The organism is Rheinheimera sp. EpRS3 (assembly GCF_001513785.1).
Lineage (GTDB): Bacteria > Pseudomonadota > Gammaproteobacteria > Enterobacterales > Alteromonadaceae > Alishewanella.
Genome location: NZ_LNQS01000001.1, coordinates 57670 through 83385, shown reverse-complemented (window position 1 = coordinate 83385; position 25716 = coordinate 57670). Strand labels below are relative to the sequence as shown.

At 50.6% G+C, this 25716-nt stretch carries 28 protein-coding genes; 1 reads left to right on the top strand and 27 read right to left on the bottom strand.

Going from position 1 to position 25716, the window contains the following annotated elements:
- Positions 1–7 precede the first annotated feature (7 nt).
- The 27 genes from AR688_RS00390 to flgB all read right to left on the bottom strand — a co-directional run bounded on the left by AR688_RS00390 (position 8) and on the right by flgB (position 24825).
- On the bottom strand, positions 8–433 hold the full coding sequence (locus tag AR688_RS00390) for a flagellar basal body-associated FliL family protein (protein ID WP_068227674.1): 426 nt from the start codon (positions 431–433) through the stop codon (positions 8–10).
- 14 nt (positions 434–447) lie between these two features.
- Entirely contained in the window at positions 448–1671 is a 1224-nt protein-coding gene (locus AR688_RS00385; protein WP_068227669.1) for a flagellar hook-length control protein FliK, read from the bottom strand.
- A complete protein-coding gene (locus AR688_RS00380) occupies positions 1668–1964 on the bottom strand; it encodes a hypothetical protein (RefSeq protein WP_156420181.1) in 297 nt (98 codons plus the stop codon). Before AR688_RS00380 ends, AR688_RS00385 begins: the two co-directional genes overlap by 4 nt.
- A 280-nt stretch (positions 1965–2244) precedes the next feature.
- Positions 2245–2637 (bottom strand): flagellar export chaperone FliS, encoded by a 393-nt coding sequence (gene fliS, locus AR688_RS00375; RefSeq protein ID WP_068227663.1) that lies wholly within the window; start codon positions 2635–2637, stop codon positions 2245–2247.
- A 17-nt stretch (positions 2638–2654) separates the two neighbouring features.
- A complete protein-coding gene (gene fliD, locus AR688_RS00370; RefSeq protein ID WP_068227660.1) occupies positions 2655–3947 on the bottom strand; it encodes a flagellar filament capping protein FliD in 1293 nt (430 codons plus the stop codon).
- 95 nt (positions 3948–4042) lie between these two features.
- Entirely contained in the window at positions 4043–4882 is an 840-nt protein-coding gene (locus AR688_RS00365; RefSeq protein WP_068227655.1) for a flagellin N-terminal helical domain-containing protein, read from the bottom strand.
- Between the two features lie 121 nt (positions 4883–5003).
- Complete coding sequence (locus AR688_RS00360) at positions 5004–5969, bottom strand: vWA domain-containing protein (RefSeq protein ID WP_197412067.1); 966 nt, start codon at positions 5967–5969, stop codon at positions 5004–5006.
- Complete coding sequence (locus tag AR688_RS00355; protein WP_068227648.1) at positions 5969–7027, bottom strand: VWA domain-containing protein; 1059 nt, start codon at positions 7025–7027, stop codon at positions 5969–5971. Before AR688_RS00355 ends, AR688_RS00360 begins: the two co-directional genes overlap by 1 nt.
- A gap of 10 nt (positions 7028–7037) precedes the next feature.
- Positions 7038–7808 carry a MotA/TolQ/ExbB proton channel family protein gene (locus AR688_RS00350; RefSeq protein WP_068227645.1) on the bottom strand — a complete coding sequence of 257 codons (771 nt, stop codon included), beginning with the start codon at positions 7806–7808 and terminating at the stop codon, positions 7038–7040.
- Between the two features lie 148 nt (positions 7809–7956).
- Positions 7957–9936, bottom strand: coding sequence for a PEGA domain-containing protein (locus AR688_RS00345; protein ID WP_068227642.1), 1980 nt, complete (start codon positions 9934–9936; stop codon positions 7957–7959).
- A gap of 12 nt (positions 9937–9948) precedes the next feature.
- Complete coding sequence (locus AR688_RS00340) at positions 9949–11421, bottom strand: hypothetical protein (RefSeq protein WP_156420180.1); 1473 nt, start codon at positions 11419–11421, stop codon at positions 9949–9951.
- 30 nt (positions 11422–11451) lie between these two features.
- Entirely contained in the window at positions 11452–12738 is a 1287-nt protein-coding gene (locus tag AR688_RS00330; RefSeq protein WP_068230976.1) for a hypothetical protein, read from the bottom strand.
- 79 nt (positions 12739–12817) lie between these two features.
- Positions 12818–13369, bottom strand: a complete 552-nt coding sequence (locus AR688_RS00325) for a hypothetical protein (protein ID WP_068227635.1) — start codon at positions 13367–13369, stop codon at positions 12818–12820.
- 139 nt (positions 13370–13508) lie between these two features.
- Positions 13509–13775 (bottom strand): hypothetical protein, encoded by a 267-nt coding sequence (locus AR688_RS00320; RefSeq protein WP_068227633.1) that lies wholly within the window; start codon positions 13773–13775, stop codon positions 13509–13511.
- Complete coding sequence (locus AR688_RS00315; protein WP_068227629.1) at positions 13775–15082, bottom strand: motility associated factor glycosyltransferase family protein; 1308 nt, start codon at positions 15080–15082, stop codon at positions 13775–13777. Before AR688_RS00315 ends, AR688_RS00320 begins: the two co-directional genes overlap by 1 nt.
- Positions 15083–15089: 7 nt before the next feature.
- Positions 15090–16115 (bottom strand): hypothetical protein, encoded by a 1026-nt coding sequence (locus AR688_RS00310; protein WP_068227627.1) that lies wholly within the window; start codon positions 16113–16115, stop codon positions 15090–15092.
- Between the two features lie 13 nt (positions 16116–16128).
- Entirely contained in the window at positions 16129–17025 is an 897-nt protein-coding gene (flgL, locus tag AR688_RS00305) for a flagellar hook-associated protein FlgL (protein ID WP_068227625.1), read from the bottom strand.
- A 10-nt stretch (positions 17026–17035) separates the two neighbouring features.
- Positions 17036–18358: a flagellar hook-associated protein FlgK gene (gene flgK, locus AR688_RS00300; RefSeq protein WP_068227624.1), complete on the bottom strand. Its 1323-nt coding sequence runs from the start codon at positions 18356–18358 to the stop codon at positions 17036–17038.
- Positions 18355–18831: a rod-binding protein gene (locus tag AR688_RS00295; RefSeq protein WP_068227621.1), complete on the bottom strand. Its 477-nt coding sequence runs from the start codon at positions 18829–18831 to the stop codon at positions 18355–18357. The genes flgK and AR688_RS00295 overlap by 4 nt, the downstream gene beginning before the upstream one ends.
- The gene (locus AR688_RS00290) at positions 18832–19926 is read right to left on the bottom strand and encodes a flagellar basal body P-ring protein FlgI (protein ID WP_068227617.1); all 1095 of its coding nucleotides are present in this window, start codon (positions 19924–19926) and stop codon (positions 18832–18834) included. It abuts the gene before it with no gap.
- Between the two features lie 10 nt (positions 19927–19936).
- On the bottom strand, positions 19937–20602 hold the full coding sequence (gene flgH, locus AR688_RS00285; RefSeq protein ID WP_068227614.1) for a flagellar basal body L-ring protein FlgH: 666 nt from the start codon (positions 20600–20602) through the stop codon (positions 19937–19939).
- Between the two features lie 3 nt (positions 20603–20605).
- A complete protein-coding gene (gene flgG, locus AR688_RS00280; protein WP_068227611.1) occupies positions 20606–21391 on the bottom strand; it encodes a flagellar basal-body rod protein FlgG in 786 nt (261 codons plus the stop codon).
- 12 nt (positions 21392–21403) lie between these two features.
- The gene (locus tag AR688_RS00275) at positions 21404–22138 is read right to left on the bottom strand and encodes a flagellar basal body rod protein FlgF (RefSeq protein WP_068227609.1); all 735 of its coding nucleotides are present in this window, start codon (positions 22136–22138) and stop codon (positions 21404–21406) included.
- Between the two features lie 12 nt (positions 22139–22150).
- Complete coding sequence (locus tag AR688_RS00270; protein ID WP_068227607.1) at positions 22151–23344, bottom strand: flagellar hook protein FlgE; 1194 nt, start codon at positions 23342–23344, stop codon at positions 22151–22153.
- A gap of 12 nt (positions 23345–23356) precedes the next feature.
- On the bottom strand, positions 23357–24025 hold the full coding sequence (locus tag AR688_RS00265; RefSeq protein ID WP_068227606.1) for a flagellar hook assembly protein FlgD: 669 nt from the start codon (positions 24023–24025) through the stop codon (positions 23357–23359).
- A 12-nt stretch (positions 24026–24037) separates the two neighbouring features.
- The gene (gene flgC / locus AR688_RS00260; RefSeq protein WP_068227603.1) at positions 24038–24454 is read right to left on the bottom strand and encodes a flagellar basal body rod protein FlgC; all 417 of its coding nucleotides are present in this window, start codon (positions 24452–24454) and stop codon (positions 24038–24040) included.
- 2 nt (positions 24455–24456) lie between these two features.
- Positions 24457–24825: a flagellar basal body rod protein FlgB gene (flgB, locus tag AR688_RS00255; protein ID WP_068227601.1), complete on the bottom strand. Its 369-nt coding sequence runs from the start codon at positions 24823–24825 to the stop codon at positions 24457–24459.
- Positions 24826–25008: 183 nt separating this feature from the next.
- Between flgB and flgA the strand changes: the two genes are divergently transcribed.
- A complete protein-coding gene (gene flgA, locus AR688_RS00250) occupies positions 25009–25695 on the top strand; it encodes a flagellar basal body P-ring formation chaperone FlgA (protein WP_197412066.1) in 687 nt (228 codons plus the stop codon).
- The last annotated feature ends 21 nt before the right edge of the window (positions 25696–25716 follow it).

Genomic DNA, 25716 nt, shown 5'->3' with positions numbered 1-25716 from the left:
AACGGCCTTACTGAATAAACACGTTGGTAACCAGTACCTGTTCAATCTGATAACTGAACGTGTTCTGGCGCAGGGTCTGGTTAAATTTATCCAACAGTGCAGCCTGAACCTGTGGAATATCTTTAAAGGCGTCTTTCGCATCGGCATGGCTGATATTGCTAAAATGCGCCACCAGAGTGTTGCGCAGTAACGGCGAGGCATCAGGCAGCTGCGCCATTACCTGGCTGTCATGGCTAAGCAATGTCAGCTCAAGCACCAGATAACGTGAATGCTGGGCATGGTCGACGCTGATAACAAAGCGTTCCAGCGGGTAAAAAAGTGGCTTGTTTTGCTCTGTTACCTGGCTTTGCTCCTGCCCAAACCAAAAGTAAGCTGCGCCACCACCAACGGCCAGCAGCAACACTGCTGCAATCACTAACACTATAACTTTCATGTCTTACTGTTCTCCTATACCAGCCGGTTAAGCCAGCCAGTGGTTAGCCGTGTTGACGGTGTACTGTTTATTTCTGTCGCGTCATCGGTAAAATGGCCAGCAATATGTTCAGACGCAGCATGTTGCTGGCCGGACTGCTGTTGTGATTGTTGACGTACATCGATATCAAGCAGTTGTTCACTACCCAGCCGCTGAGCCAGTTGCTGGCGTAATTGATCCAAATTTTGCTGCATAGCTTCACGCATCTGATTATTGCTGGCATATAACTGCACCGTAGTGCGATCGCCATCAACACTGACATTCAGCTCAATTAACCCCAGTTGCGGCGGGTCCAGCCGGATTTGGGCACGTTGTATTTGCTGACCCAGCTGTAAATTAATTTTGTCGGATAATAAATACACCAGCTTCTGGCCCCATTGGCTGCTTTGCAAACCGAGCTGATCGGCCTTCCACTGAAACGCGGGTTCCGTAGCCGCCGCGCTAATGCCTGATGGCTGCGTAGCCGATATACCGCTAAGCAGATTGCTGTCAGAGCCTTGCGGGCGCAGCTGCTCGGTAGCCTGGCGGATAAAGTGTTGCAAAGATACCGGTGTAACAGGCAAGGCCGTGTCTGCGCCTGGCAACGGCAAGCCTTTTCCATTGCTGTAGGCACTGCTGCTGTTTAGCACCACAGCGTTATATTCTGCGTCAGTAAAGCCGGGTAAGCCGGTAGCGCTTTGCTGCATGGCCTCGGTACGCAGCTGATTTAGTACAGGCAGCGGCAGAAAATTAAGTGCAGATAATAGCGACGGGTTCAGCAATATATCCGCAGTATCCTTAGTCAGCGCTGGAATGTCAGGTATGATGTCAGCGTCTGTCTCTGCGCTATTCTCTGCCACCTTGGCTTGCGCGGTATCTGTTGGCGCACTGATTTCAGCCGCCGGGCTGGTTGTTGCCACAACTGCCGCTACTATTTGCGGCAGTACGCTGGCATCAATCTGCATTTCAACTGGCGCCAGCAGCATATCCGCAGCGTTCGTTAATGTGGTATCGGTGGTATCTGTACTGCCAGCCTGAAGTAACTGTGCCATCAGCTCTGTATAGCCGTTTAAAGATGGCGCTGTGTCTGGCTGGGTTAACATAAATACTGTGCTGTCTGCTTTATGCTCAGCACTGTCGCCGACGTTGTGGTTTGGCAATACCCCTGCAGTTGCACTGCCGGTGTTAGCGATTGGCTGGCCTACCTGTAGCTGGCTCATAAGCCTTCACCCTCGCTGGTTTGCCGGTACGCCAGCACGCCAGGCCGGTTTTGGTTAAACTGTCTCATCTGAGCCTCAGTGCTGTGCAGTTCATTTTTGGCCAGAGTTAGCACCTGCTGATAATTCTGCCGCAGGGCGCCCAGCTGGGTTGAGAATTGCTCGCGGGCATCGGCCAGGTCTAACTGGCAGATCAACTGCATTAACTGGCGATCCAGGCTGCGCAATAACTGCCAATCCTGTGCCTTTGCTGCCTGCAACAAGTTTTGCTGCAGCTTTAATAGCTGTTTTGCCATATCAACTGCCTGTAAATGGTTTAACGGCACATTCAGCCCCTGTTCAACTTTGCTAAGCAGAATGATTTAGCAACTGTCAGGCCACAATTCAAGATTATGATTTATAAGTATTTTTAAGATTAGGACTTAAATAGGCGGAAGTAATACTTCCGCTGATCGGAAGCAAGCCACTACCGCTTGCCGCCAGCTTCCGGGTAGATCAGGCACAAAAAACCGCAGTCAAAGCTGCGGTTCTGAGTTAAGCCGGATACTAATAGCACCAGATTGCGCTATACAGCTGTCAGGCAGCGTTTTGTGCCAAACCTTGCCAGCCTTCTTGCAGGTTGGTCATTATCACCCGCACGGTATCGAGCGAGGTTAAATCGTTTTTCAGGCTGGCATTAAGTAGGGCCTGGCCACAGTGCTGATACAGCTTTTGCATATTAGCTGCTATTTCGCCGCCATTTTGCTGGTCCAGCGACGCATCCAGCCCACCAAGAATTTTCAGCATCCGTTCAATGCCAGCGGCTTTTTTATCAAAACGTTTGGCCTGAATATGGCCTTCAACCCGGGCTAACTCATCTAGGAAACCATCAAATAGCATCAATACCAGTTTATGAATATCGGCCCCGGCGGCTTTGCCTTCAACTGAAGTATTCTGGTACGCCTGATAACCATTGGCAAAATCTAACATAAGCTGTCTCTCACTAATTAAAACTGACCCATAGAGCTTTCAAGCTGCGCTATGGTAATTTGCATCTGGGTAAACTGGCTCAGATAGCGCTTAAAGGTTAACTCCATGGAATAATCATGCCGCTTTTGCTTTTCGGTAACTAAATCCAGACTGGCCTGCAGCGTTTTTTGCTTATCACCTAATAAACCAAAGTTTTTACTGTAAGGCTCTACCGACTTTTCCAACTTTGCCAGCACACCGGTGTCAGAAGTCAGCATCGCTTCCAGCGCAGCGGGATCATCCTCCAGCGCCTTTTCCAGCCGGTCGCTGTTAATACTGAGTTTGCCATTGCGATCAAATTCAAGCCCCACGCTGTACAGTGTTTTGCCATCGATTTCGCCCTGAAAAGCGGCACGAAACTGATTTTGTACACTGCGCGCCATACTGTCATTCTTCAGGTTGGTATCGGCATTGATACTGTTAACAATGCCGTTGTAACCATCTACAAACTTTTGCAGGTTATCTTTAATCGCCTGCTGATCCTGGCCAATTTTGATATTAACCGGGCCGTCATCAGCGGCCTGTGCTTTAACTAAATCAATAGTTACACCTTCAATAACATCGGTTAAGCTGTTACTGGCACTGGTAACACTAATGGCAGTATCACTACCCAGCCGCACTATGGCATCCTGAGCAGCTTTTAGCTCCTGCTTCGCAGCTAAAGCCGCGGTAATATCGGCACCAGCAGCATCAGCTCCTGGTGTAAAACCCAGTGTCAGCTGATTGGCTGCACCACTTTCTTCACTGGAAATCACTAAAAAGGTTTCAGTACCACTGCGCATTAAGGTGGCTTTAACCCCTTCATTGTCGGCATGGTTATTAATGGCAGCAGCCAGATCACTTAATTTGGCATTGGCGGGTAAACCAGCCATGTCGACAGAAAAACTACTGCCACCCAAATCAATATTGAACTCACCGTCTGTCGCCAGCGCGGCTGTAGGGTCAAATGACATGGCCAGTTGATGATTTTGCGCCAGCTGCTGGACAAAAATATCGTAACTACCCGCCACGGCTTTGCCGCTGGCTTTAACGACTAAAGTCGACTCGCTGCTGCTACTGGCGGTATTGGCCAGCATGCTGCTGTCGGCTTTACGAAAATCTTTTAACTGGGTAAGAAAGCTACCCATAGAAGTTTGTAGTTTTTTAATGGCATTAAGCTGGTCGGTAAACTGTTTTGACTTTGCCGACAGTAAATTATCTTTACCGGCACGATCAATTTGCGTGTACTGGCTCGCCAGAGTCTGGGGGTCAATACTTAAATAAGACGACATAATGCTTACCTTCTGCCAGTTAATGACGCTTTAAAAATACCCCGCCAGCTAATGCCAGCAGGGTTATGACACTATCGTTACTGTTGACGTTAAAATTAACGCAGCAGTGAACCAATCATTTGTGTCGTGCTGTTAGATGCGCTCAGTACAGAAATACCTGAGTTCATCAGCAACTGCTGTTTAGTCATGTTTGAGGTTTCTTTAGCGAAATCTGCATCCATTAACTGGCCAGCAGCGCCCTGGGTATTTTCCATCATATTGGTCACGTTATTAATGGTGTGATCCAGACGGTTCATGGTAGCACCCAGTGAAGCACGGGCAGCACCGATGTCATTGATCAGGGTGTCAATTTCATCCATAGTGGTGGTTGAATCAGCTTGATCCGCTAAACCAGTAAGGGCTGTAATTGAAGCGTCAACCGCGGTAATGTCAGCAGAAATATCTACTTGTAATGTTTCAGCAGATGAAGAGCCTATTTGCAAATCTACTGCTGCTGAAAATTTACCGGTAGTAGCATCAAGCAACGTGGTGCCTGAACCGTAAGAGGTGTTGGTCATGATGTTGGTTAATTCGGCAGACAGTGCATCGAACTCTGCACCCATTGCAGTATATTCAGAAGTGTTATTCGTGCCGTTGGCACCTTGCGTTGCCAGCTCTTTCATCCGGTAAGCAATGTTTGTCATCTCTTCAAACGCACCTTCCGCGGTTTGCAGCATAGAGTTGGCATTGTTAGCGTTATAAATAGCCGCTTCCTGACCACGTACCTGCGCATTTAAGCGGTTGGCAATTTGTAAACCTGCTGCATCATCTTTAGCAGAGTTAATGCGGAAACCAGAACCTAAACGCTCTAACGCTACTGATAAATCGTTATTGGTACGACCCAGTTGGTTTTGGATCGATTTTGACGCCATATTGGATTGAATTGATAAAGCCATCGTGAAATCTCCTGTGATTGATGCTCACAGGATTAAAGCGACAGCGACAAAGCGGAACTAAAATTTTTTTAATGGAATTTTTTATCGTCTCTGTAAGCTGAGGCCAAAAGCTTTGCTGTGGCTAAAATGCCAGCCCGACAAAAGCACCACGATTGCGCTTTGCTACCGCCTGCATAAAGGCGGCAAACTGCATGGCATCACCACCTGATGGCCGGTAAAAACCGATACCGTGAATGCGAAAACGCGGCTCGCCACCGGTACCGGCATTCTTGCTGGTAATAGCGCCAACAATGGCATCCAGGCTGGCTGAGCGGTAGTCATCACCAAATACATACAGGCTCACTTTGCCGCGTGTTTTACTGTACAGGTCCAGCGCACGTATAATACCAACCTCCGGCGCACTGCCACCGCCGGTAAAGCGTTTCATCCGATCCATAGCGCGCTGGCGCATGCTGGTTGAATCACTCAGCCACTGGCCTTCCTGGCCGGGATACAAAAAGGTGCCGTCGGCGGCCATCACCTGAAAGCCTTTCATTTGCGGGTGATTAACTAAAATATCATTCACCACATTAATCACCTGATTCCACTTACTGCCAGACACCATTGAGCCGGAGTTATCAATAACAAAGATCACATAATCCGCATCGGTTGGAATGCCCCCCACTTCATCTGACGGTTTATCGGTGGATTTAGGCACATTCAGCATCGCCGTGGCCTGGCGTAATTCATTACGCAGCGAGCTGGCCTGATCCTGCAATTGTTGCAACGTCTGCTGCGCACGGGGAATGGAAGACTCCAGCGATTTTAGCTGTTCAGTTACAGAGGCAGAACGGGCCTGAGCGGCAGCAAGTTGCTGCTGTTTGTCTGATACCGCACCTTTTAGCAGCTCAACGTTAAGCTGGGCCGCCAACACCTGCTCTACCATGGTGCTTAAATTATCCGGCCCCAGTTCAGTGTCGCTTTCACCATTTTTTGCCAGCAGTACCAGCAATACCACAGCACCAAAAGCACAGGAAATAATGTCAAGAAACGACAGGGTAAAAATTTCTACCGGCGGCCGTTTTATCCTGCGCATGCGTCTTGCCACTATGGCCACTCCTTTGCCGGGGCCAAAAAGGTACCCTGTGTTACCTGCGACCAGCTCCAGTACATCGCCGACGCATAAGGATCACCTTCAATCGGCAACAAAATCACATTCATCCGCAGTCCCTGGCCGGCACGTTTAATGGTTTCAACCAGCAGCTCCTGCCGGCACTGTGACGAAATAGACTTTTTACTGGTTAGCAAACCGCGACAGCGCACACTAAGGCCGTCACCCAACGTTGGTAAACCATCGGTAATCAGATATACATCAGCGACATTCGGGTGCAACTCACGCAGTTTTTGCAGGCCAATTTGCAAATTGGTACCGCCGTTTGGCACCAGCTTGCCAATATCCCGCACTATGGCGTTCATTGAATCGGATACCTTCGCAGAGCTGGCCGCACGCTGGCCCAACATAGTAGCGTCTTCAGAAAAAGCCACTACTGTTACTTTGGCGTTTTTTGGCAAGCGGGCTAAAAGCCACTGTGCGGCGCGCCGGCTGCGTTGCCATTTGGGCAGCGCCAGCTTTTGGTTATCGGGCAATGCCATATAGCGCAGCACTTCCAGCAGGTTTTCGCCCATCATCGACGCTGATTTATCCAGCAAAATGCCAATTTCCTCGCCTTCAACTTTCAGGCCGGTAATATAATTTTGCTGGCCACTGCCGCTTAGCTGCACATTAGCATCCGGCACCGGCAAGCGGGCGATAGCGGCAAGTTGTTTTTCCAGATCGGCCACTACAGCCAGTTCGGTGGAAATTTGTTGCAGTAACTTGCTTTGATCACTGCTGGTATCGCTTTGCGACAGCTTAACATCCTGCTGGCTGGAGGATTCCAGTGCAATTTTGTTATTCAACTCATCAATCGATTTTTGCAGTTGCTCGCGTTGCTGCTGGGCGGCGTTTAGTTCCTGCTGCAGCTTGTTGGTTTCATCGGTCGGCTCTGGTACAAAGGCGTTAAAATCAACCAGAATAAGGATCAGAATAACAGCGCCCAGCCCGCATGCCATCACATCCAGGAATGACATATTAAAACCATCTTCAGCGCGCCGCTTTAATCTCATAGCGTACTAATCAGTTATGCAAATGCGCTAACAGGTGTTTCTCACAGGATTGTTGTGTATTTAACACCATCGTATCCTGCCTGCCATTAAGAATGTGCATAAAGTACATTAAAATCAGCGAGATAAATAAAGCTACCAGGGTTGAATTAAAGGCAACCCCCAGCGAGGCTGTCATACCGGCGATGTCGCCGGCCAGAGCTTTATCTGCCTGCGCCAGTGCCTGGCCAATACCGCGCACGGTACCGACAAAGCCGATACTGGGAATGGCCCAGATAATATAGCGCACCATACTGTTGCCGCTTTCCAGCTGCGCCGCCAGGCTTTCTACTGAGGATTCAATAGCGTCGGCAGCGTGCTGCACATTGCGGGTATTTTTAAAACGCCGGATACAGTTGATCCAGGTTGCCATAGCCGGGTTATCTTTGTACGACGAGGCCTCCAGCTCTGACAGTGCCAGCTCGACATCAAGCGGCAGGCTTTTATCATAATCACGCAGAAAATCGCGGGTATACAGGGTTTCTTCATCCAACAGGCGCCATAATTTATAACCCATCAGAAACAGGCAAAACAGCAGCAATGAAAAACATACCTGCTGCTCCATATCTTTTAAAATAACCCAGACAGAAAACAAGCCGCTGCTGCCTTCGGCGGCCAGAATAGCCGCCGCAGTTGGCCGTACTATGCCTTCATAAAATAAATGCACCAGAGTGAAACAACCCGCCAGCACCAACACACTGGTAATAATGCCGGGGTTCATTGCGGCAGAATCTTTGTTATGCATAAATGTGCTGCTCCGCTCGTCAGATATTAATAGGGAAATCCTGGGGCGCATCCAGTGACACAAAATAGGCCGCTGCAGATCCCGCCACCGCCAGTAACACTATGGCCAGTAAGATGCGTTTTTTCATGTTTAACTCCTACTATTGATACTATTGATAGCGGGCAATGCGAAAACCGACATCGTCTTGTGGCCCGTTGCCTTCGTTACGGATACTGGCTCTGAGTTCTTTTAAGCGGCCGGATTTATACGACGCCCCTTTGATCACATGCCCCTGGCCACTGGCGGCGCCGCGATAATCAGTATACTGCCTGGAGGTATCAGGCGCAGTTACCGCATAAGCATCGTGCACCCATTCGCGCACATTGCCATCGAGATCATAAAAACCGGCCCGATCAGCACGGAAGCTGCCTACCGGCGCCTTACCGGCAAAGCCATCGTTATAATCGCGGAAAAAGAAGGTTTGCTGGCCCTGTACCGACTTATCGGCAAAATTACCCTGTTTGTCGCGCAGCCGATCTTCGCTGCCCCAAACATAGGTGGTTCTGGCGGCACGCCGGTTGTGCTTGGCAACAAACTCCCACTCGGCTTCTGTTAACAGCCGGTAGCCGGGGCTGTCGGCATTAATACCCACCACCCTGTCGCCCTGCAGGTTATAAAATGGTGCCAGCCCTTCCTGCACACTTAACCAGTTAGTAAATTTAACCGCATCCTGCCAGGATACCTGAGTTACCGGCAGTGCCGAGCCGCCGGTTTGCCCTTTAAAAGCACCATACTGAGCTTCGGTGATCTCATGCGCCGATACCCAGATATTGCGGCTGAAATTAACATTCAGCGGATGCTCGTTACGGCCCCGATCCGCCTCATTGGCAGGCGAGCCCATGGTAAAGGCTTTTAGCTGCACGCCAACAAAGCTGATGCCCAGCGTTTGGGCAAACAAGGGTTTACCTTCGCGGCGGCGGGCGTCGAACTCTGTCAGCAGTTCGGCTTGTACTGTCTGCGTTTGCCGCTGGCTGGGCGTAACAGTGCGGCTTACAGTACGATAACCGGTTTTACGAAACTCAACCTTCTGTGCTAACGCCTGCAACGATAAGGTTAACGGGGTGTGCCCCATGGGTTTGCCATTAATCAGCACTTCGGCTGTTTCATTGGCACTAAAGCGTACCTGGCCCATTTCTGCTTTAAGATCAAAATTCAGTGTACGCTGCTCTGCCGGTTTTAACGTAACGCTTTGCGACTGCGCCAGGTAACCGGCCTTTTCATAACGCACGGTATAGGCTTTACCGGCATCAATACTGGCCGGGCTACTGGCCGGTTTACCATTTAGCAGCAACACGCCATCCTGTGGCTGGGTGGTGATGTTTAGCACTGCCTGGACCGGCTGCAAAAAATAATCTCGCTCAGGCGTGGGCTGGCGATAAGTGATATCGATAGTATCCTGCACCGGCTCGTAGCCCTCCAGATTTACCTGCACCCGATAGCTGCCGCCGTTTTGCGCTAAACGCAATGGCGTTTTGCCCACCGCCTGACCATTTACCGTAACGCTGGCCCCTACCGGGCGCGAGGCCAGTGTTAGTTCGCCCTGTACCGGTGTTAGTGTCAGCGTTTGCGCAATCTCGTCGGCAATAGCAGCGGTCAGTGTCAGGCTTTGTGGCTGAAAATACGGCTGTTCGGCACTGATTTGATACTCACCCGGCGCAAAACGGCCTGTAAGCATAGGGCCCTGGCTGTGTAGCTGGCCATTTACTGTCCAGCTGATATCCGCCACTTCAGGCTTTGTATCCAGCTTAATACTGGCTGGCATTGGCTGCAGCGTAACACTGAGGTTGCTTTGTTCACTGCTTAGCACCAGCCGTTGTAATGGCTCAAACTTATCGGCACTGACCTCAATTTCCGCGCGCGAGCCCAATAAATACAGTTTGTTTTCAAGAAAAAAGCCGCTGCCTGATACCATGGCAAAGCGCTGGGTTTGCGCGGCCTCAGCCGGCAGTACGGTGACGGTAAAACCTTTTAGTAAAAACAGCCAGGCCAGATAGCTGGCCATAACCAGAGCCAGCAGCACAATACTGCTGAGCACTATCCATTTACGTTTGCGTTTATCTGATGCGATAGATGTATCAATCCGACTCACGGCTTATTCCTCTTAAATCCGGGTTTTGCATTGTAATTGCACATCAGGCGCAGTGGTTGCCGGGCTGATTTCAACAGTAATAATTTCAGTACGATAGCCTTTACAGCTAGCTTCAAACTGATAGGTACCCGGCGCCAGATTAATGGTTTTTTCTTTTACTTCGCCAACATTACCCACCCCCAGCACGCGGATAGTAGTGCGGCCGTCGCTTTTCACCAATACCGGCACAGTTTGCGCTTGAACCTGCAGCAATGACTGCAGCTGAGCTAATTGCTGCGCCAACCGGGCGCTTTGCGCTGCCAGCGGTTGTGCTGCGCTAATCGCTTCGTTGGCGCGCTGACGGATATTGGCATCGGTAAGACGTTGCGGGTTAGCGATAAATGACTCCAGCCGCTGTCCGGCCTGAATAATCTGGTTAGCGCTTTGCAGTGCCTGTTGCAACACCGGGTTATCGGCGTTTAACTTCAGGCCATTTTCTGCCACCATTTTCACTGTTGGCCATTCATCCACTTCGCTGAATACTTGCACTTGTTGCTCTGCCTGCGCGGCCGCACCGGCTTTTTCGGCACCATCCAGCCGACGCTGTAAACTTACTAGCTCCGGCCTGTTGCTATCAATGCTACGCGCCCGGGCTAGCGCCTGACGGGCAGTGGCGTAATCGGCCTGATCCAGTGCGGCAACCGCCTGCGCCAACACCTCAGCAAAAGATTGTTGCTGAGCTTGCTGGTTTAACGTGGCTAAACTCTGCGCAGCGCGCTGATCGGCCGGATCTAACTGCCGAATTTGCTCCAGCACGGCTTTTTGCTTACTGACATTGTTTTCCAGCCTGGCTACCCGCTCTTGCTGCCAAAGCTCTTGTACCTGGCTGGCTACATCCAACCGCTGTTTTAGCTGCAATGCCGGCGCATATAAAGGGTTTACTGCCAGCGCCCGGCTGTTGTTAAGCTGGGCCGCCTGCAGGTTGCTATTAGCAAAAGCCGCACTGGCGGTTTGGTAGGCCGTTTCATAAGCCTGGGTATAGTTTTGCTGCAACACGCTGCTTTGCTGCTGAATATCCTGCAACAAGGTGCCAGTTTCACTGTAAAGCTGCTGGCCATACACGCGGTAAGCTTGCTGCATGTTTTGCACTAAGGTATTTACCGCAGCACTTTGCCAGGCAGCAAGGTGTGTATCAGCCGCCAGCTGATTAACCTGATGGTTGGTGTCTGACAGCAGTTGCTGTAACGCTTTACGGGCTTGTTCATCCGGCATGCCTGCCGCTGAAGGTGCAGCAGGCTCTGCGGATGAAGACTCTGCAGATAAAGGTGCCGCCGCTGCAGGCAGCGTATTGCTGCCAGCCGGTGCTAAAGCTGAAAACCAGTTTAGCGCCAGCAACACCAGCGCCAATAACAGCAACACCGCAAAAAAACCAACTATTGCTTTAATATAAAAAGCTTTTTTCGACTGCTTGTCGTGGTTTATTCCATCATCTAACGCTCTGGCCACATCCGGTTCCTTGCCTGAACTAAGATCTACTTACAGTTGCTGATTAGGTGTTGCTTCTAACTGATAAATCTCTAACAACTTTTGTCTTAACTGGGTGTACTGCTCGGTGGCTGTGCCTTTAAGCTCAATACTCTGCTCGTTAAGTTCTACCACCTGAGGGGTAACTTTAATATCCAGGCTTTGCCCCATCTCACTAAGCACATCACGTTGTGCACTCAGCTCGCGGTTTGTTTCTATCGCCTGGCTAAGGCTGTATATGGCTGCTGCACCGGCCGCGATAGCCCCTACTTCGCCGATAGCAGAATTGGAATTTTTCACCAGCATAATACCCAGCACTGCACTACCGGCAGCAACTAATTGCTGAGTGGCCCGCTCGGCTTTTTTCTTGCGGATATCAGCGGCAATCGGCAGGGTTTCGCGCTGATATTTGCTGTAGGCCTCGTCTGACTCGGCATAAAACGCCTCGTAGCTGTCTTGCAGCTGGTCAATAAACTGCTCATCTTTTGCCTGCAGTAAGTTTACCCGCTGCAGCATAGGATCGTTTGCTGCGGGTGCGCCTTTCAGCTCAAATACGGTTTGCCTTGAGGTAAAACCCTTTCTTTTGCTGACAATATAAGGTGAAAAAGCTTCCTGGCTATACATAGCGGCATAGCGCAAATCAGATACCTGCTGAATTTTCTTTTTATCTGCTTCTGATTTTTTAATCAGTAAATCGTAAACGTAAGCGGCAATATCGTTAAATACCGGTGCGTAAGGGTTTTGCTCTTTACGCAGGGCGTCACGGTAAAAGGCTTCACCTACCTGATGTTCAAAGGTTTCCTCACCCCAGATATCATTGGTAGCATCCATTACCCGCACACTGATGCGCACGGTTTCGGTATCGGAATAATTGATTTTGCCAAGTACGTACACATCGGCAGAAACCGACGCATCCGGCGTAACATTAATCGAACCAAACACCTTAGTGGCCGCCAGCGCTTTTTTAGTATCAATAGCAAAACGGTTTGCTTCCAGCCGCCGTACCTGTGGCCAGATATCTTCTTCAGCCACTTTTTTATCATTAATGTTGCCTTTGGCATCCAAAGGAATGCCGGGATCAAATACCGGCACGGCCACATTCAGATAAATTTCCGACTGATACTTAAACTCACGCTGTGCTTTACCCAGCTCCGCTGCTTTTGGTTGGCCGCCAATAGCAGGGCCTACGCTGCTAACATTAGTCTGGGTAGACTGACAACCGCTAATTGCCAGTGCCAGCAGGGCACAGGCCGCCACCAGCCAGTGTTTACTCTGTTGCAAAAAAGAATGAGGTTGCATTACCCGCTCCACTTCTAAATTATTAAAGGCCATTCTAAATTATTCACGGCTATTCTAAATTATTAACGGCCATTCTGTATTATTCGCAGCCATATTGTGTCATCAGCGCGCTAAAATGTTTTTTCTCAGCTTCAGTCGTGGCACCTGCCAGGCCTTGTTTCACCGTTTCACACACGGCAGAGTTACCTTGCTGGGCCTTGCCTTTCTGTGTTGCCTTTGACGGTGAGCTGTCAGACTCTTTCGCACTGTCCGCATTTTGTGTCTGTTCAGTACCGGCCGACTGCGCGGCCTGCTCATTAGTACCCGCGGCAGCCTCTGCCACACCACTAGCCCCGGCACCTGCAGCACTGATCCGCCCGGCACCGCTGTTTATTGCCTCGGCCATACATTTTTCACTTTGATTCAGATTAGCGGCAAAATCAGCGTCCATCCGTTCCAGCAACTCGGCTTTGGTCAGCTCGCTGCCATCAATATCTTTAAAATCAATCAGTGAACAATCGCCATAAGAAGTGATTTCACCAGCAGCAGGTGCCGTCGGTGCCGCTTGCTGGGCACAAGCCGGAAGTGTTAACGAGATTAACGAGAAGCTGAACAACCACAATGGGACGCGGAAAATCGTTTCGCTGGGCATCCTTTACTCCTTACCGGCAAGGCTGAATATATCACTTTGTCAGCTGCGTTTTGGGCCAGCAAACAACGAGATAACACAGCCGGTTAGCTCTGTATTATTACACTATATTAGGGTTAATTTTACTTATTGACCAGCGAAATCAGGCTAAGGTGCCAGCCAGTAGTTGCTGCAGCTCGTACTCAAGGTAATCGGCCAGGCCTAACCAGTCACGGTTTTGCTGGCACTGCAGCACTGCCGTTAACAACTGCTGTAGCTGAGTGCTTTGCTGTGGGGTGGCAGTGGCAAATAAGCTAATAAGTTGCCCGGCAAGCTCTGCCAGTTCAAGTGCCGGTTGCGTAGTGATACCCAGCCGGAATTGCAACGCCAGTGTTTTAGCGTGCTGCTTACATTGCGAAACAGTACGCATTAATTGGTAAGCTCCGCATGATATTGCGTGCCGGCAATGAACGCACCGGCTTTAGAGGTATTAAAAAATGTGACCGCAGGCTGCTTGCTGATGTAACGCTCTAAGCCTGTCAGGTAGGTCAGCAGATTACGTAAAGTCGGAACTTTTTCGCCAAAGCCGTTAATAACCTGCTCGGTAGCGGCCTGATAACCCGGCCCTAAAGCACCGTTTTGCCAGCTGGCATGGGTTTTATTATGGCTAAACGCAAAATCGGCACCAAACAATAACACACGCTTAGCGGCCATTTTTACAGCTAAATCAACAGCAGGATGTATTACGCTACCGTAGCTGAATAACGTTGCGGCAGACAATTGTTTGCGCACCGGGTCAAAAACAGCACTGTCGCTTAAAGCGATATAACGCTTACCGGGGAAATGTTGTAATAACTCCGGGTTAGCCAGCGGAAAATATACCAGACGGCTGGCGGCAGTCAGGCTGTTGCAGGGCAGGTGCCGTAAACCGATTTTATGGTCGCGGCTAACAATAATATCCGGCCGGATATCCTGCGACAGCAAAGCTGCTACTGCAGTATCTACGCAAATAAGCAAAGGTGCGTTGGGCTGTTGCTGTGCTTGCTTGATAAAGCCGTAATGTTGCTCAAGCGAAGGCCCCGCAGCGATGACATAAACGTCTTTATCTGCAGCTAACGAGTTAAATAACGTCTGCACCGGTTGGTCTTGCTGCCAAAAAGGCTGATTTTGTTGCAGGCGCGGCAAAAAAGGACTGATATCCTGTTTTAAGCGCTGCGCAGCATAACCGGCTTCCAGCTCGCTGTATAAGCGATCACGAACTCTCATACTGCTGTCACTGGACAAGACCAATTCCGACGGCAATACAGCAAATGGCAGTTGAATATCACTTTGGCTGGCAGCCAGTTGTAACGTTACCCGGCTATCGCTAAGCCAGTGCCGCTGATCAAGCAATTGCAGCACCAGCGCAAAAACATATTCATTTAAGATACACACATTAAGTTGCTGCAGGCGTTCGCGGCCAAGCAACTGTTGCTGCAGATCGCCAAGGCCGGTGCCGTATAACGTAATATGTGGATAATGTTGCGGCAATTTGCTGATTTGCTGCAAGGCTTCCTGCTGCCGGTTGTGGCGGCTGGTCAGTTGGATGCCGTTAATCAGCAGAGTGTTGTCCTGCCCTTCGATCAGTTGCACTGCCGGGCGGTGTTTTTCAGCGGCGGCCTGTTGTAAAGCAGTGACCAGGTTAGGCCAGCGGCTGGCAATCACGCGCATATTTTGCGCAAAACAGTCGTTAATCATTAATGCGTCAACCCAAACCAAACTCAACCAGACTGCGGGTAATATTGGCTTGCGACATCACCACCGACACCGCGCTTTTACTGCCACTTTGCATTTCTATACGCAGTTGCTGGCTAAGCGCATTCAATTCAGTGTTGTCACTCTGGCTTTGCGAAATTGCCACCAGTTGCGCCTGCAGCGCTGTGCGCTGTGCCTGTACTTTAACAAGAGCATCTTTTAACTGCTGCTGCGCCTGCTGAATTTGCTGGCTGTACGCCTGCACATTGTCGGCTGTCGAGGCCGCTTTACCCAATTGCGCCAGTGTGCTGTCGACAGCCTGCAGTTTTACACTAACCGGGTTACCCGCTGCAACACGCACACCCTGGCCGCTGATTAACCAGGGCTCCTGCAACTTACGAGCATCGCGTGCTTCGGCAGAAAAGTACAGCTGCTGCTGATTATCGCTGCCAACACTAATTTGCTGACGGGCAAAGGCTTGCTGCACAGTATGCAGATTTTGCTCTGCACTCTGGCCAGCCGGTAAGCTGATACTGACAGCATTGCCACTGCGGCCCAGCAGAATACTGACTTGCTCATTTTGACGCCGCTCTGACAGTAAATCTATATTATGGCTAAGGCTGGCTTTTAACGGCGCAGGTTGGGCGCTAACCGGGGTTAAATCGGCATTGAGGCCTGAACTCTTGTGTAACAGCTTTTGCTCCAGCTGCGCTAACTGCTGCTGCGCCTGCTGCTGTTGTTGCACTGACAATTTGCTGTGGCCCGGTGTATTCAGCTGTCGGCGCAGGTTTTCCAGCGCCTGATATGCCTGGCGGATATTACGCTCGGTTTGATCAGTCTGGCTTAGCTGTTTACTAACATCTGCCGCCATTGCCCATTTGCTTAATACCTGAATTTGCCGCGACTGCCGTGATACCGGCACAGTGCGGCCGGCATCATCAGCACGGACAGCTTTGATCACAGCAGCCCGATCCGCCGCATTAAGCGGCGTTAGCGCACTGTTACTGACCTTATCGACTGCACCGGATAGCTGCATAGCGACACCTTAGTTAAACATACGAAAACAGCGTAAGCCGGGATACACTGGAGTAAACTTTCAGCGACGACTCGTATGACGCCATCGCCTGATTCATTTTTACATAGGCTTCCGGGTAATCGACCTCTTTAATGTCATCGCGCAGGGTTTCGGTAAACAGCGCGATATCATCATTACCCAATTCCATTTCATCCAGCGAGGCTAAAGTGCCGCCAATGCGGGTAATTTCGCCGCTAACCGTGGCAAGAAAACCGCTGATATGGTTCAGCATGTCGCGTGATTCGTCGCCGACACCGCCAGCCGGTGCCGTGCTAATCAAATCCAGATATGTTTGCATTTCATTTAAGAAATTTGCGCCCGGGTCCAGCGCGCTGCCAACAATATTGCCCGGCACACTGGAGTTATCTGACACGGCAATCTGACGTACGCGATCATCGCCGTTGTATTGATATACGCCCAGCGCATCGCGCTCAAACGGCATAACGTCGGTTAAACTGCCTGAGAAGTAATAATTACCGTTGCCATCTTTGGCGTTAAGTAAATCGACAATAGCCGGCATCAATACCGACAACTCCTGGCTAAATGCCTCCAGCTCGGCTTGCCCCATAGAACCGTCTGCCGCCGTGGTGACAATCTCCTGCACTGAGTACAGTGTATTGACAATACTGCCCAGCTGGGTTTCCTGCTGGCCCAGATTAAAATGCACCGCATTCATATTCGATTTGTACTGGTCCAGCTTGGTCAGCTCGCTGTTTAACGTAAGCAGCATCACCGACCCCAACGGATCATCTGACGGATTTTGTATACGTTGGTTAGTGGCAAGCTGGGTAGATAACTTGCTGTACTCAGCTGTAGACTGCTGAATATTACGAATAGTGGTTAGATGATACTGATTGCTGCTAACGCGCATAGCCACTGCCTCAGAAGATATTAATCAGGGTTTTAAACAATTGATCAGCAGTGCTGATCACCCGGGCATTAGCATCATATAGTTGCTGGTAATACATCAGATTCGCAGCTTCTTCGTCCAGATTTACCCCACTCACGCTGTCGCGCGCAGCCACAGCATTGTTGTTTAGCACCTGGGCGGTTTTAACACTGCTTTGTACTTGTTTGCTTTGAATCGCCAGATCGCCGATTAACGTATCATAGCCTGCTGTACTGCCAGTTAATGACGATACCAGATTGGCAATATTGCCATTGTCGCCGCGGCCACCTGTCGGGTTGCCAAAACCGTCGTTACCGATAAAAGCCAGATCATCCGGTTGCAAATCAGCGTTAACACTGATGGTGCCCAGCACATCTGCCGGGTTGTACAAAAACAGTGGCTCGCCCGGCTGGCCGTTTAAATCGAAGCCTTCGGCCAGCGCCGTGTTTACTGAGTCAGCAATATTAGTAACAATTTGCTCCAGCTGCAGTTTACTCGGTTGCAGTACGTTTACATCTACATTAAGTAAACCGCCGATACGGCCACCAACAAACTCATTCAGGCCAAAATCCTGGCCATTAAACGTTACCTCAACCGAGGTACCATTAACGCTGACGGCAGCAGACTTAGATCCAACCACCAGTGGTGCGCCGTTTTTACTGCTGATATTAATATTGCCATCGCCCGGGTCGACAATGTCTACACCCACATAGCCAGACAATTCGGTTACCAGCACTTCACGGGCATCAGCCAGTTCAGCGGTAGGCTGGCCCAGCGCCTGTGCTTTGCTGATTTTGCTGTTTAACTCGGAAATTTGCTGTAACAACGAGCTGCTGTTATCTGCCAGATTGCTTAATTCTTTGCTGAGTTTGTCTTGCTGATCTGATAAGGCACCGTTAATTTGCGACAGGTCCTGCACCAGGGCCTGTGCCGATGACAACACCTGCTGGCGGTATGCGTTAGAATCGGGCGCAGACATCGCCGCGTTAAATGCCGCACTGATACCGGCAACGGCATCATTGAGGTTTAACGATTCGGTGCCGAGAATTTGTTCCAGATACCCCAGGTAGCTTTGAAAACCTTCGTAATAGCTTACGTCTGAGCTGGTGCGCCAGATATCGTCGTTAAGAAAATCATTAACGATACGATCTACCTTAGTCACCTTAACGCCGTTTAAACCACCACCAGCAGTTTCCAGATACACCGTTTGGCGGCTATAACCTTTTACAGCAGCATTAGCTACGTTCTGGCCCACTACATTTAGTGCGTTGTTAGCCGCATTCAGGCCAGACACACCGTTTAAAAGCATACTCATAAGCTGGGTTTCCCACCGCTGTCAGCCTGCCATAATGGCTGGCTAAATCCGCTGTTACTGTATTCCGGCGCAACCAGACTAAGCGCCGCCTTATCAGGTAAAGCGACGGCCTCGGCCAGTTGCTTAAATTTATTTTCAGTTTGCTCCAGGCCTTCTCCCAACTGCCGCACTATGGCTTCAGCCAGGCCAAGCTGCTGCTTGGCGGCCAGGTTCTGAGCCATCTGAGCATCATGCATATCGCGAAACGTCTGGGCTTCATTGCTACCAAACAGGCCATTGTCACCGGCAATAGCGTCGGTGCCGGCATGCATGTTTTTTAATACCAGTTGCAAAAATATCGCTTCAAACTGCTCTGCTGCTTTAGTCAGGCGACTGGCCGGATCCTGGTTAGGGTCTATACCTGTGGCTGCACGCGGGTCTATCGCCAGCCCCTCGCCAGATAAAGCGTGGCCGGTTAAAGAGGTTATATTCATTCAGATCACCAGCAAATCAGCATCCAGTGCACCGGCATTATCCAGTGCAATCAGGATCGACATCAGTTCTGCCGGAGTTGCCCCCAGCGCATTAATAGCCTGCACAATGGCATCCAGCGAGCTACCTTCGGGCCACAGCATCATATTGGCGGTGCGCTCCTGCACATCAACCCCGCTATTTTGTACCGGTGTTGTCGTGCCATTACTAAAGGGTAACGGCTGGCTTACGCCCTGTTGCTCGCTGATCGTAATGGTTAAACTGCCATGGCTTACTGCGGCGCGCTTTACCCGTACCACATCATTCATAACCACGGTGCCGGTGCGGCTGTTAAACACCACGCGCGGCCGCTGGCTGCCTTCTTCCACGTTGATATCCTGCAACATCGACATAAAGGTAATGCGGCTGTTGGCGTCTACCGGCGCACTGACCACCAGTTTGCCTTTATGCTCTGCCCTGGCTACTTCTGGCCCGAATACCTGATTAATAGCGGTGACAACGTTGCGCGCGGTCTGATAATTAGGTTGCTTCAGGTTAAGCACCACCTGGGCGGCAGGTTCATACAGTTGCTGTACACTACGTTCAACAATAGCGCCCGACGGAATAATACCGGCAGTGGGCACATTGACGGTAACCGACGAGCCATTCTGGCCAGTAGCATTTAGCCCACCTACCACCAGGTTGCCCTGCGCCAGCGCATACACTTTGCCGTCAACACCACGCAATGGCGTTAGCATTAAACTGCCACCATGCAGGCTTTTGGCATCACCCAGCGACATAATGGTCACGTCCATTGTCTGCCCGGGGCTGGCATTGGCAGGCAAGGTTGCTGTAACCGCTACCGCAGCCACGTTTTTTGACTTCGGCAGGCTATTTTCATCCAGCTGCACACCAAACTGTTTCAACATATTGTTTAATGACTGGGCTGCAAACCTGATCTGCGCCTTGTCGCCAGAGCCCGGCAAACCTACCACCAGACCATAGCCCACCAGTTGGTTATCGCGCACGCCCTGAATATCGACCAAATCCAGCAATGGCCGGGCTTGCAATAGCAACGGGCATAACAGCAACAGCACGGCACTTATACAATGTTTCATAACGCCTCGATTAAAACGGGTTAAGAAAGCGGTTAAATAAACGGGTAAACCAACCTGCCTGGGTGGCGCTGGCTAAATCACCTTTACCGGAATAACTGATACGGGCATCGGCAATGCGCTGCGATGAGATGCGGTTGGTAACATCAATATCTTCCGGCCGTACCAACCCTTGCAGGCGGATATATTCATCGCCCTGATTCAGCTTGATCCACTTTTCGCCACGAATGGCCAGAGCGCCGTTGGCTAACACATCGGTTACCCGCACAGTAATAGAGCCGCGCAGGAAATTCTGCTGGCTGGCTGCGCTTTCGCCATCAAAACGCGAACGTGAATTCAGCTCCATCGCCAGCTCAGCAGTATTAAGGTTACCGGCCAGCGGCACCCCCACATTAATGCCGGTATTTTTATCTATACTGGCATCGGCACTTTTGCTGGACTGAGTACGCTCGTTTAGCTCAACCGTAAGAATATCGCCGACCCTGTAGGCACGTTTATCCTCGTACAAAGTAAACATATAACGGTCACTGTACAGGCTGCCATGTTGCTGGCCCGACAGTGGTTCATCACCACTGCGCTGTGCCACTACCTGCTCCCAGTCGGCTTCATGAGCCAACTCGGGCTGGCTGGCGCAGGCGCTAAGCAGCAGTATCAGTATTAAGGCGCTACAGGCTTTCATCGGCTACAGGCTCTGGTTAATAAAGCGCAGCATCTCATCAGCTGCCGACACCACTTTGGCGTTCATTTCATAGGCACGCTGCACCGCAATCATGCTAACCATTTCATCCACTACACTGACGTTTGAGCCTTCAATGGTGTATTGCTGCAACGCACCCAGCGAATCTTCTCCCGGCACGCCTTCCACCGCTTCACCTGAGGCAACAGTTGCGCGGAATAAGTTACCGCCCAGTGCTTCCAGCCCGGCCGGGTTAACAAAATTAACGGTTAAAATCTGGCCCAGTTCTACCGGTTCGGCTTCTCCGGCTACTACCGCGGTAACAGTGCCATCACGGCCTATGGTTACGCTCATGGCATTTTCCGGTATGGCGATATTTTGCAGTAACGGCAAACCATTGGCGTTTACAATCAGCGAATCACTATTTGGCTGAAACTGGCCGCTGCGGCTGTACAGTATTTCACCGTCGGGGTTTTCGATCTGGAAAAAGCCCTGCCCGGCAATAGCAATATCCAGCGGGTTATCACTTTTTTCAAAGCTGCCTTCAGTAAAAATTTTCTGCGTACCATTAATGCGCACACCGGTACCCACCTGAATACCAGAGGGCACCTGGTTTAGCTCATCAGCCTGGGCGCCGGGCTGGCGCTGTACTTGATAGAACAAGTCTTCAAACACCACACGGTCTTTCTTAAAGCCGGCGGTACTAACGTTAGCCAGGTTGTTAGAGATGGTTGTCATGCGCATATCCTGCGCGGCTAAACCGGTTTTACTAACCCATAAGGCAGAATTCATTTGCTGCTCCTGTTAACTGTTGCCGCTTACCAGCTTGTTACCGGCTACCGCCAGTTCGTCAGCGGTTTTCATCATGCGGATATTCATTTCAAACTGGCGGCTGATATTCATGGTGTTCACCATTTCTTCTACCGCATTCACATTGGCACCTTCCAGCACACCGGTACGCAGTGTAATCGCCAGATCCGGCGGCAGTTGTTCCTGCTGTTGCGGCCGTAATAAGCCATCCAGCCCTTTTACCAGGGTGTCATCACCGGCACTGACCATTTTTAACCGGCCTTCCTCGGCGATAAGCCCACCACCTACCGGCAGCAGGTTAATGGTGCCATCAGCGCTGATATCGATATCACCAAACTCCGGCAGCACTATATCGCCCTGCTCACCCTGTACGGCATAGCCGTTTAGCATTAAGCGGCCATCGGCATCTATCTGCAGGTTACCGGCACGGGTATAGGCTTCGTTACCGTTGGCATCAGCTATGGCTAAAAAACCGCCGTCGCTTAGTACAATGTCAAGGTCACGGCCGGTTTGCTGCACAGGGCCATTGGCCAGATCAGTAAATACCGGCAGTAACTGCGCCTGATAACGGGTACGAAAGCCGTCACCGGCAATCATCATTGCCTGCGCCTGCTCGATATCAGCTTTAAAACCAGGCGTATTAACGTTGGCTAGATTATTGGCACTAACGCGCAGTGCCGTCTGGTTAAGTTCTGCCCCCGATACGGCGGTATAAATTAAGCGTTCCATAACGGCTTACCTTTAGGTGGCACTAAACAGAATTTGCATCATTTCATCAGCGCTGCTGATGGTTTTGGCGTTTGCCTGGTAATTTTGCTGAAATGCCATTAAATCAACCAGTTGTTCGCTAATATCCACGTTAGAGCCAACATAGGCACCGGATAACAAGGCACCAAAGCTGCCGGCATCAGGCGTGCCATACAGCGCGGCGCCAGACTCATTAGTGGCATACCATACGGTTTTATTACCGGTTTCCAGGCCGCTGATATTGGCAAAATTGGCCAGCACTACCTGGCCTTGTAGCTTGGTTTCGCCATTGGTAAAGGTGGCAAATACTTCACCGCTTTCGGCTATCGCTACCCCGGCAAACTCACCGGCGGTAAAGCCGTTAGCGTCGTTTTTATAAATATTAAAACCGCTGCCAAATTGGGTGCTATTGGTTAGGTTAATGCCAAAATTCATCACTGCAGCACCGGTAGCGGGTGTGTAACTTAGCGGTACTGTTGCCGGTACAGCCGGTGCAGTTAGCTGGCCGCTACCGTCAAATGTCAGGTTAGTGGGTGTAGCCAGATCAACGCCATCAACAAAATAATGTGCCTGCCAGGTATTAGGGCCGGTATGGACAAAATACTGCGTCAATGTATGGCTGTTACCCAAAGAATCGAATATTTCACTTGATTGTGAATAGTTGTAGCTGTTGCCCACCGCCGGATCGAACGGCACGGCTATTACATCACTGGCTGAGCTTAAATTTAGCGAGAATTCAACTTCTGTAGAGGCTTCGGCCGGAATATTGGCCGCTTCAATTTTTAAATCTGTCAGTACGCCCGGCACCAGATTGCCTTCGGCATCTATGCCATAGCCCTGCAGCCGGTTGCCGGTTGCGTTAATAATGTTTTGATCTTTATCCAGATCAAACCGGCCGGCCTGGGTGTAAGCCATACGGCCGTTTTCTGCAACGACAAAGAAACCTTTACCGGTGATGGCTAAATCCAGCGCTGAGCCGGTGTTTACCACGCCGCCTTCACGGGTAAAGTTTTCTTTAATATCACTCACATCTACCCCGCCGCGCTGACCGCCGTTATAAACTGAAGCAAATTCAGCGCTGCCGCTTTTAAAACCGGCAGTACCAGAGTTGGCGATATTATGGCTGGTAATTTCCAGCGCTTTTTGTGTGGTTTTTAATCCACTTAAACCGATATTAAACATAGACATGATACTGATTCCTTAACTGTTGCCGCCAAAGGCCAGCTGATTGGTATCTAACAGAGCGTGGTTACCCAGGCCATTGACTTGCAAAATAATGTCGTCTTTATTGCTGCCGACAGACACCCGCTCCACCTCGCCACTTAGCATGGTGGTAAGCGGTTGCGGCTGACCGTCAATATGGGCATCCGCCTGCACGTAATAACCACCGGCGTCTTGCTGGTCAAAGGCAAACCGTATAGTGCCCACACCGCTATAAGGCAAAGTTTGTTTCTGCATTAACTGGCCTTCCGCGTTGTACAGGCGAACCTCAACACTGTCGGCTTCTTTGCCCAGATTTACCGCACCGCTAATTGGCCCGTCTTGTTCCAGCAAAATGGTTTCAGCTGCTACATCAACCTGTTTCCCAATAAGGGCAGTGGCCTGCAGTGCCTGCTGGCTGGCTTGCAGCTGCAGGTTTTTACCCGAGTCAACTTTCAGGCTTTGCAGGCTTTCAACATTGGCAAACTCGGCCAGTTGGCTGACATACTGGGTGCCGTCCATTGGATCTAACGGGTTCTGATGGCTGATTTGCGCCACCAGCAACTCCAGAAACATGGTGGACAAACCTTCAGTGTTGCTGCCATTCGTGGCCACACTGTTACTGTTCTGGGTATTAATATTGTCTGCGAAGCCGCTGATTGCACTCACGCTGTTACTCCTTTACTGGCCAAGGCGCAGCACACTTTGCTGCATACTGGATACCCGGCCCATAACTTCTACTGAGGTTTGATAACTGCGCGACGCAGACATCATGTCAGCCATTTCTTCCAGCACATTGACGTTGGAATAAAATACATAGCCGTCCTGATTCGCCAGCGGGTTATTTGGCTCGTAGCGTTGCTCTACCGGCCGGCTGGACGTGGTAACGCCTAACATTTGCACTTCAGCTGATAAGCTCTGGCTGTCTGCCGTTTGTTTATATAACGCTGCAAATACCGGCTTTAACGCCCGAAACGCACCGGCTTCAGTGGCAGAAGCAGTGTCGGCATTAGCTAAGTTTGAAGCGATAGTATCCAGGCGCATTACCTGAGCGCGCATAGCGCTGCCGCTGACGTCATAAATGCTGTTAAATGACATGCTTACTCTCCTTTAATCGCTTTTTGCAGACCGCTGATTTTCATATTCATAAAGGTCAGGCTGGTTTGAAAGTCCATGCTGTTAGAAGCGAAATTGGCCTGTTCGATATTCAGCTCAGCCGTGTTGCCATCGGCAGACGCCTGATAAGGCGTGCGGTACAGTAACTGGTGGCCGCTTTGCGCCTCCTGATATGGCTTATCGATGCCGCTGCCAATGTTGTAAGCCACGTCCTGCATAATTTGCCTGTAGTTAATATCCCGCGCTTTAAAACCGGGCGTATCGACATTGGCCAGATTGCCTGCAATAATTTCTGCTCTGTCCAGGCGCAGCTGCAATGAAAACGGGTGTACACCAAGCGCTTTATCAAACATGTTCAGGTTGCTCTCTTTAAACAGGTTACCTTTGCTTACCCTGGGTTTTACAAGCTCTGTGCCACAATTAAAAAGCGATATTTATCAATGAATTGCTATATAAAGATGCCTAATTTAACGCCAAAAGCGGAAGTAACACTTCCGCAGCGGAAGTGGGCGTTTTTCCCTGCTGCCGGCGCCATAATGGCACTGTTACTGCTAATTACCTGGCCGCTGCAGGCCAGACAGGAGCTTGAGCCAGAGCAGCAACTTAAACAGCATATTCAACAAGAACTGCAGCAGTATCTAAACCAGTTAGGAGTTAAAGCCAGGCAGCAGGACATTCAGCTTAATTTGCCTTCGTCGCTAAGCGACCGCCGCTGCGACAACCTTGATATCAGCCGCCGCCAGCAGGCAGAACCACCACTGGGCCGGGTAAGTTACACCTTAAGTTGTACTTCGCCGCAGCGCTGGCAAAGCCGGGCGGTGGCGCAGGTAAAACTATATTTGCCATTGGTAGTAGCCAGCCGCACGCTGGAGCGCGATGAAGTGCTAACTGCAGACATGCTTAGCCTGCAGGAGTTGGATATCGGCGGTATACGCCACGGCCTGGAGTTTGAGCCCGGCACACTGCTGGGCATGACAGTAAAACGCCGCATCAGTGCGGGCAGCCCGGTAAGCCGCCATCTTTTACAAGCTGCGTATCTGGTACAAAAAGGCGCGCAAATTACCGTACAGTATCGCGGCGATGGCTTTGCTGTCGCTACCACAGCCATTGCACTGAGTGATGGCCAGTTGGGTGAGCGTATCAGTGTACAAAATATCAGTTCCGGTAAAGTCATCGATGCTATCGTAACAGGTGAAAATAACGCCGAAACCACGCAGAAATAAATTAAAGTTTCGCTATTATCG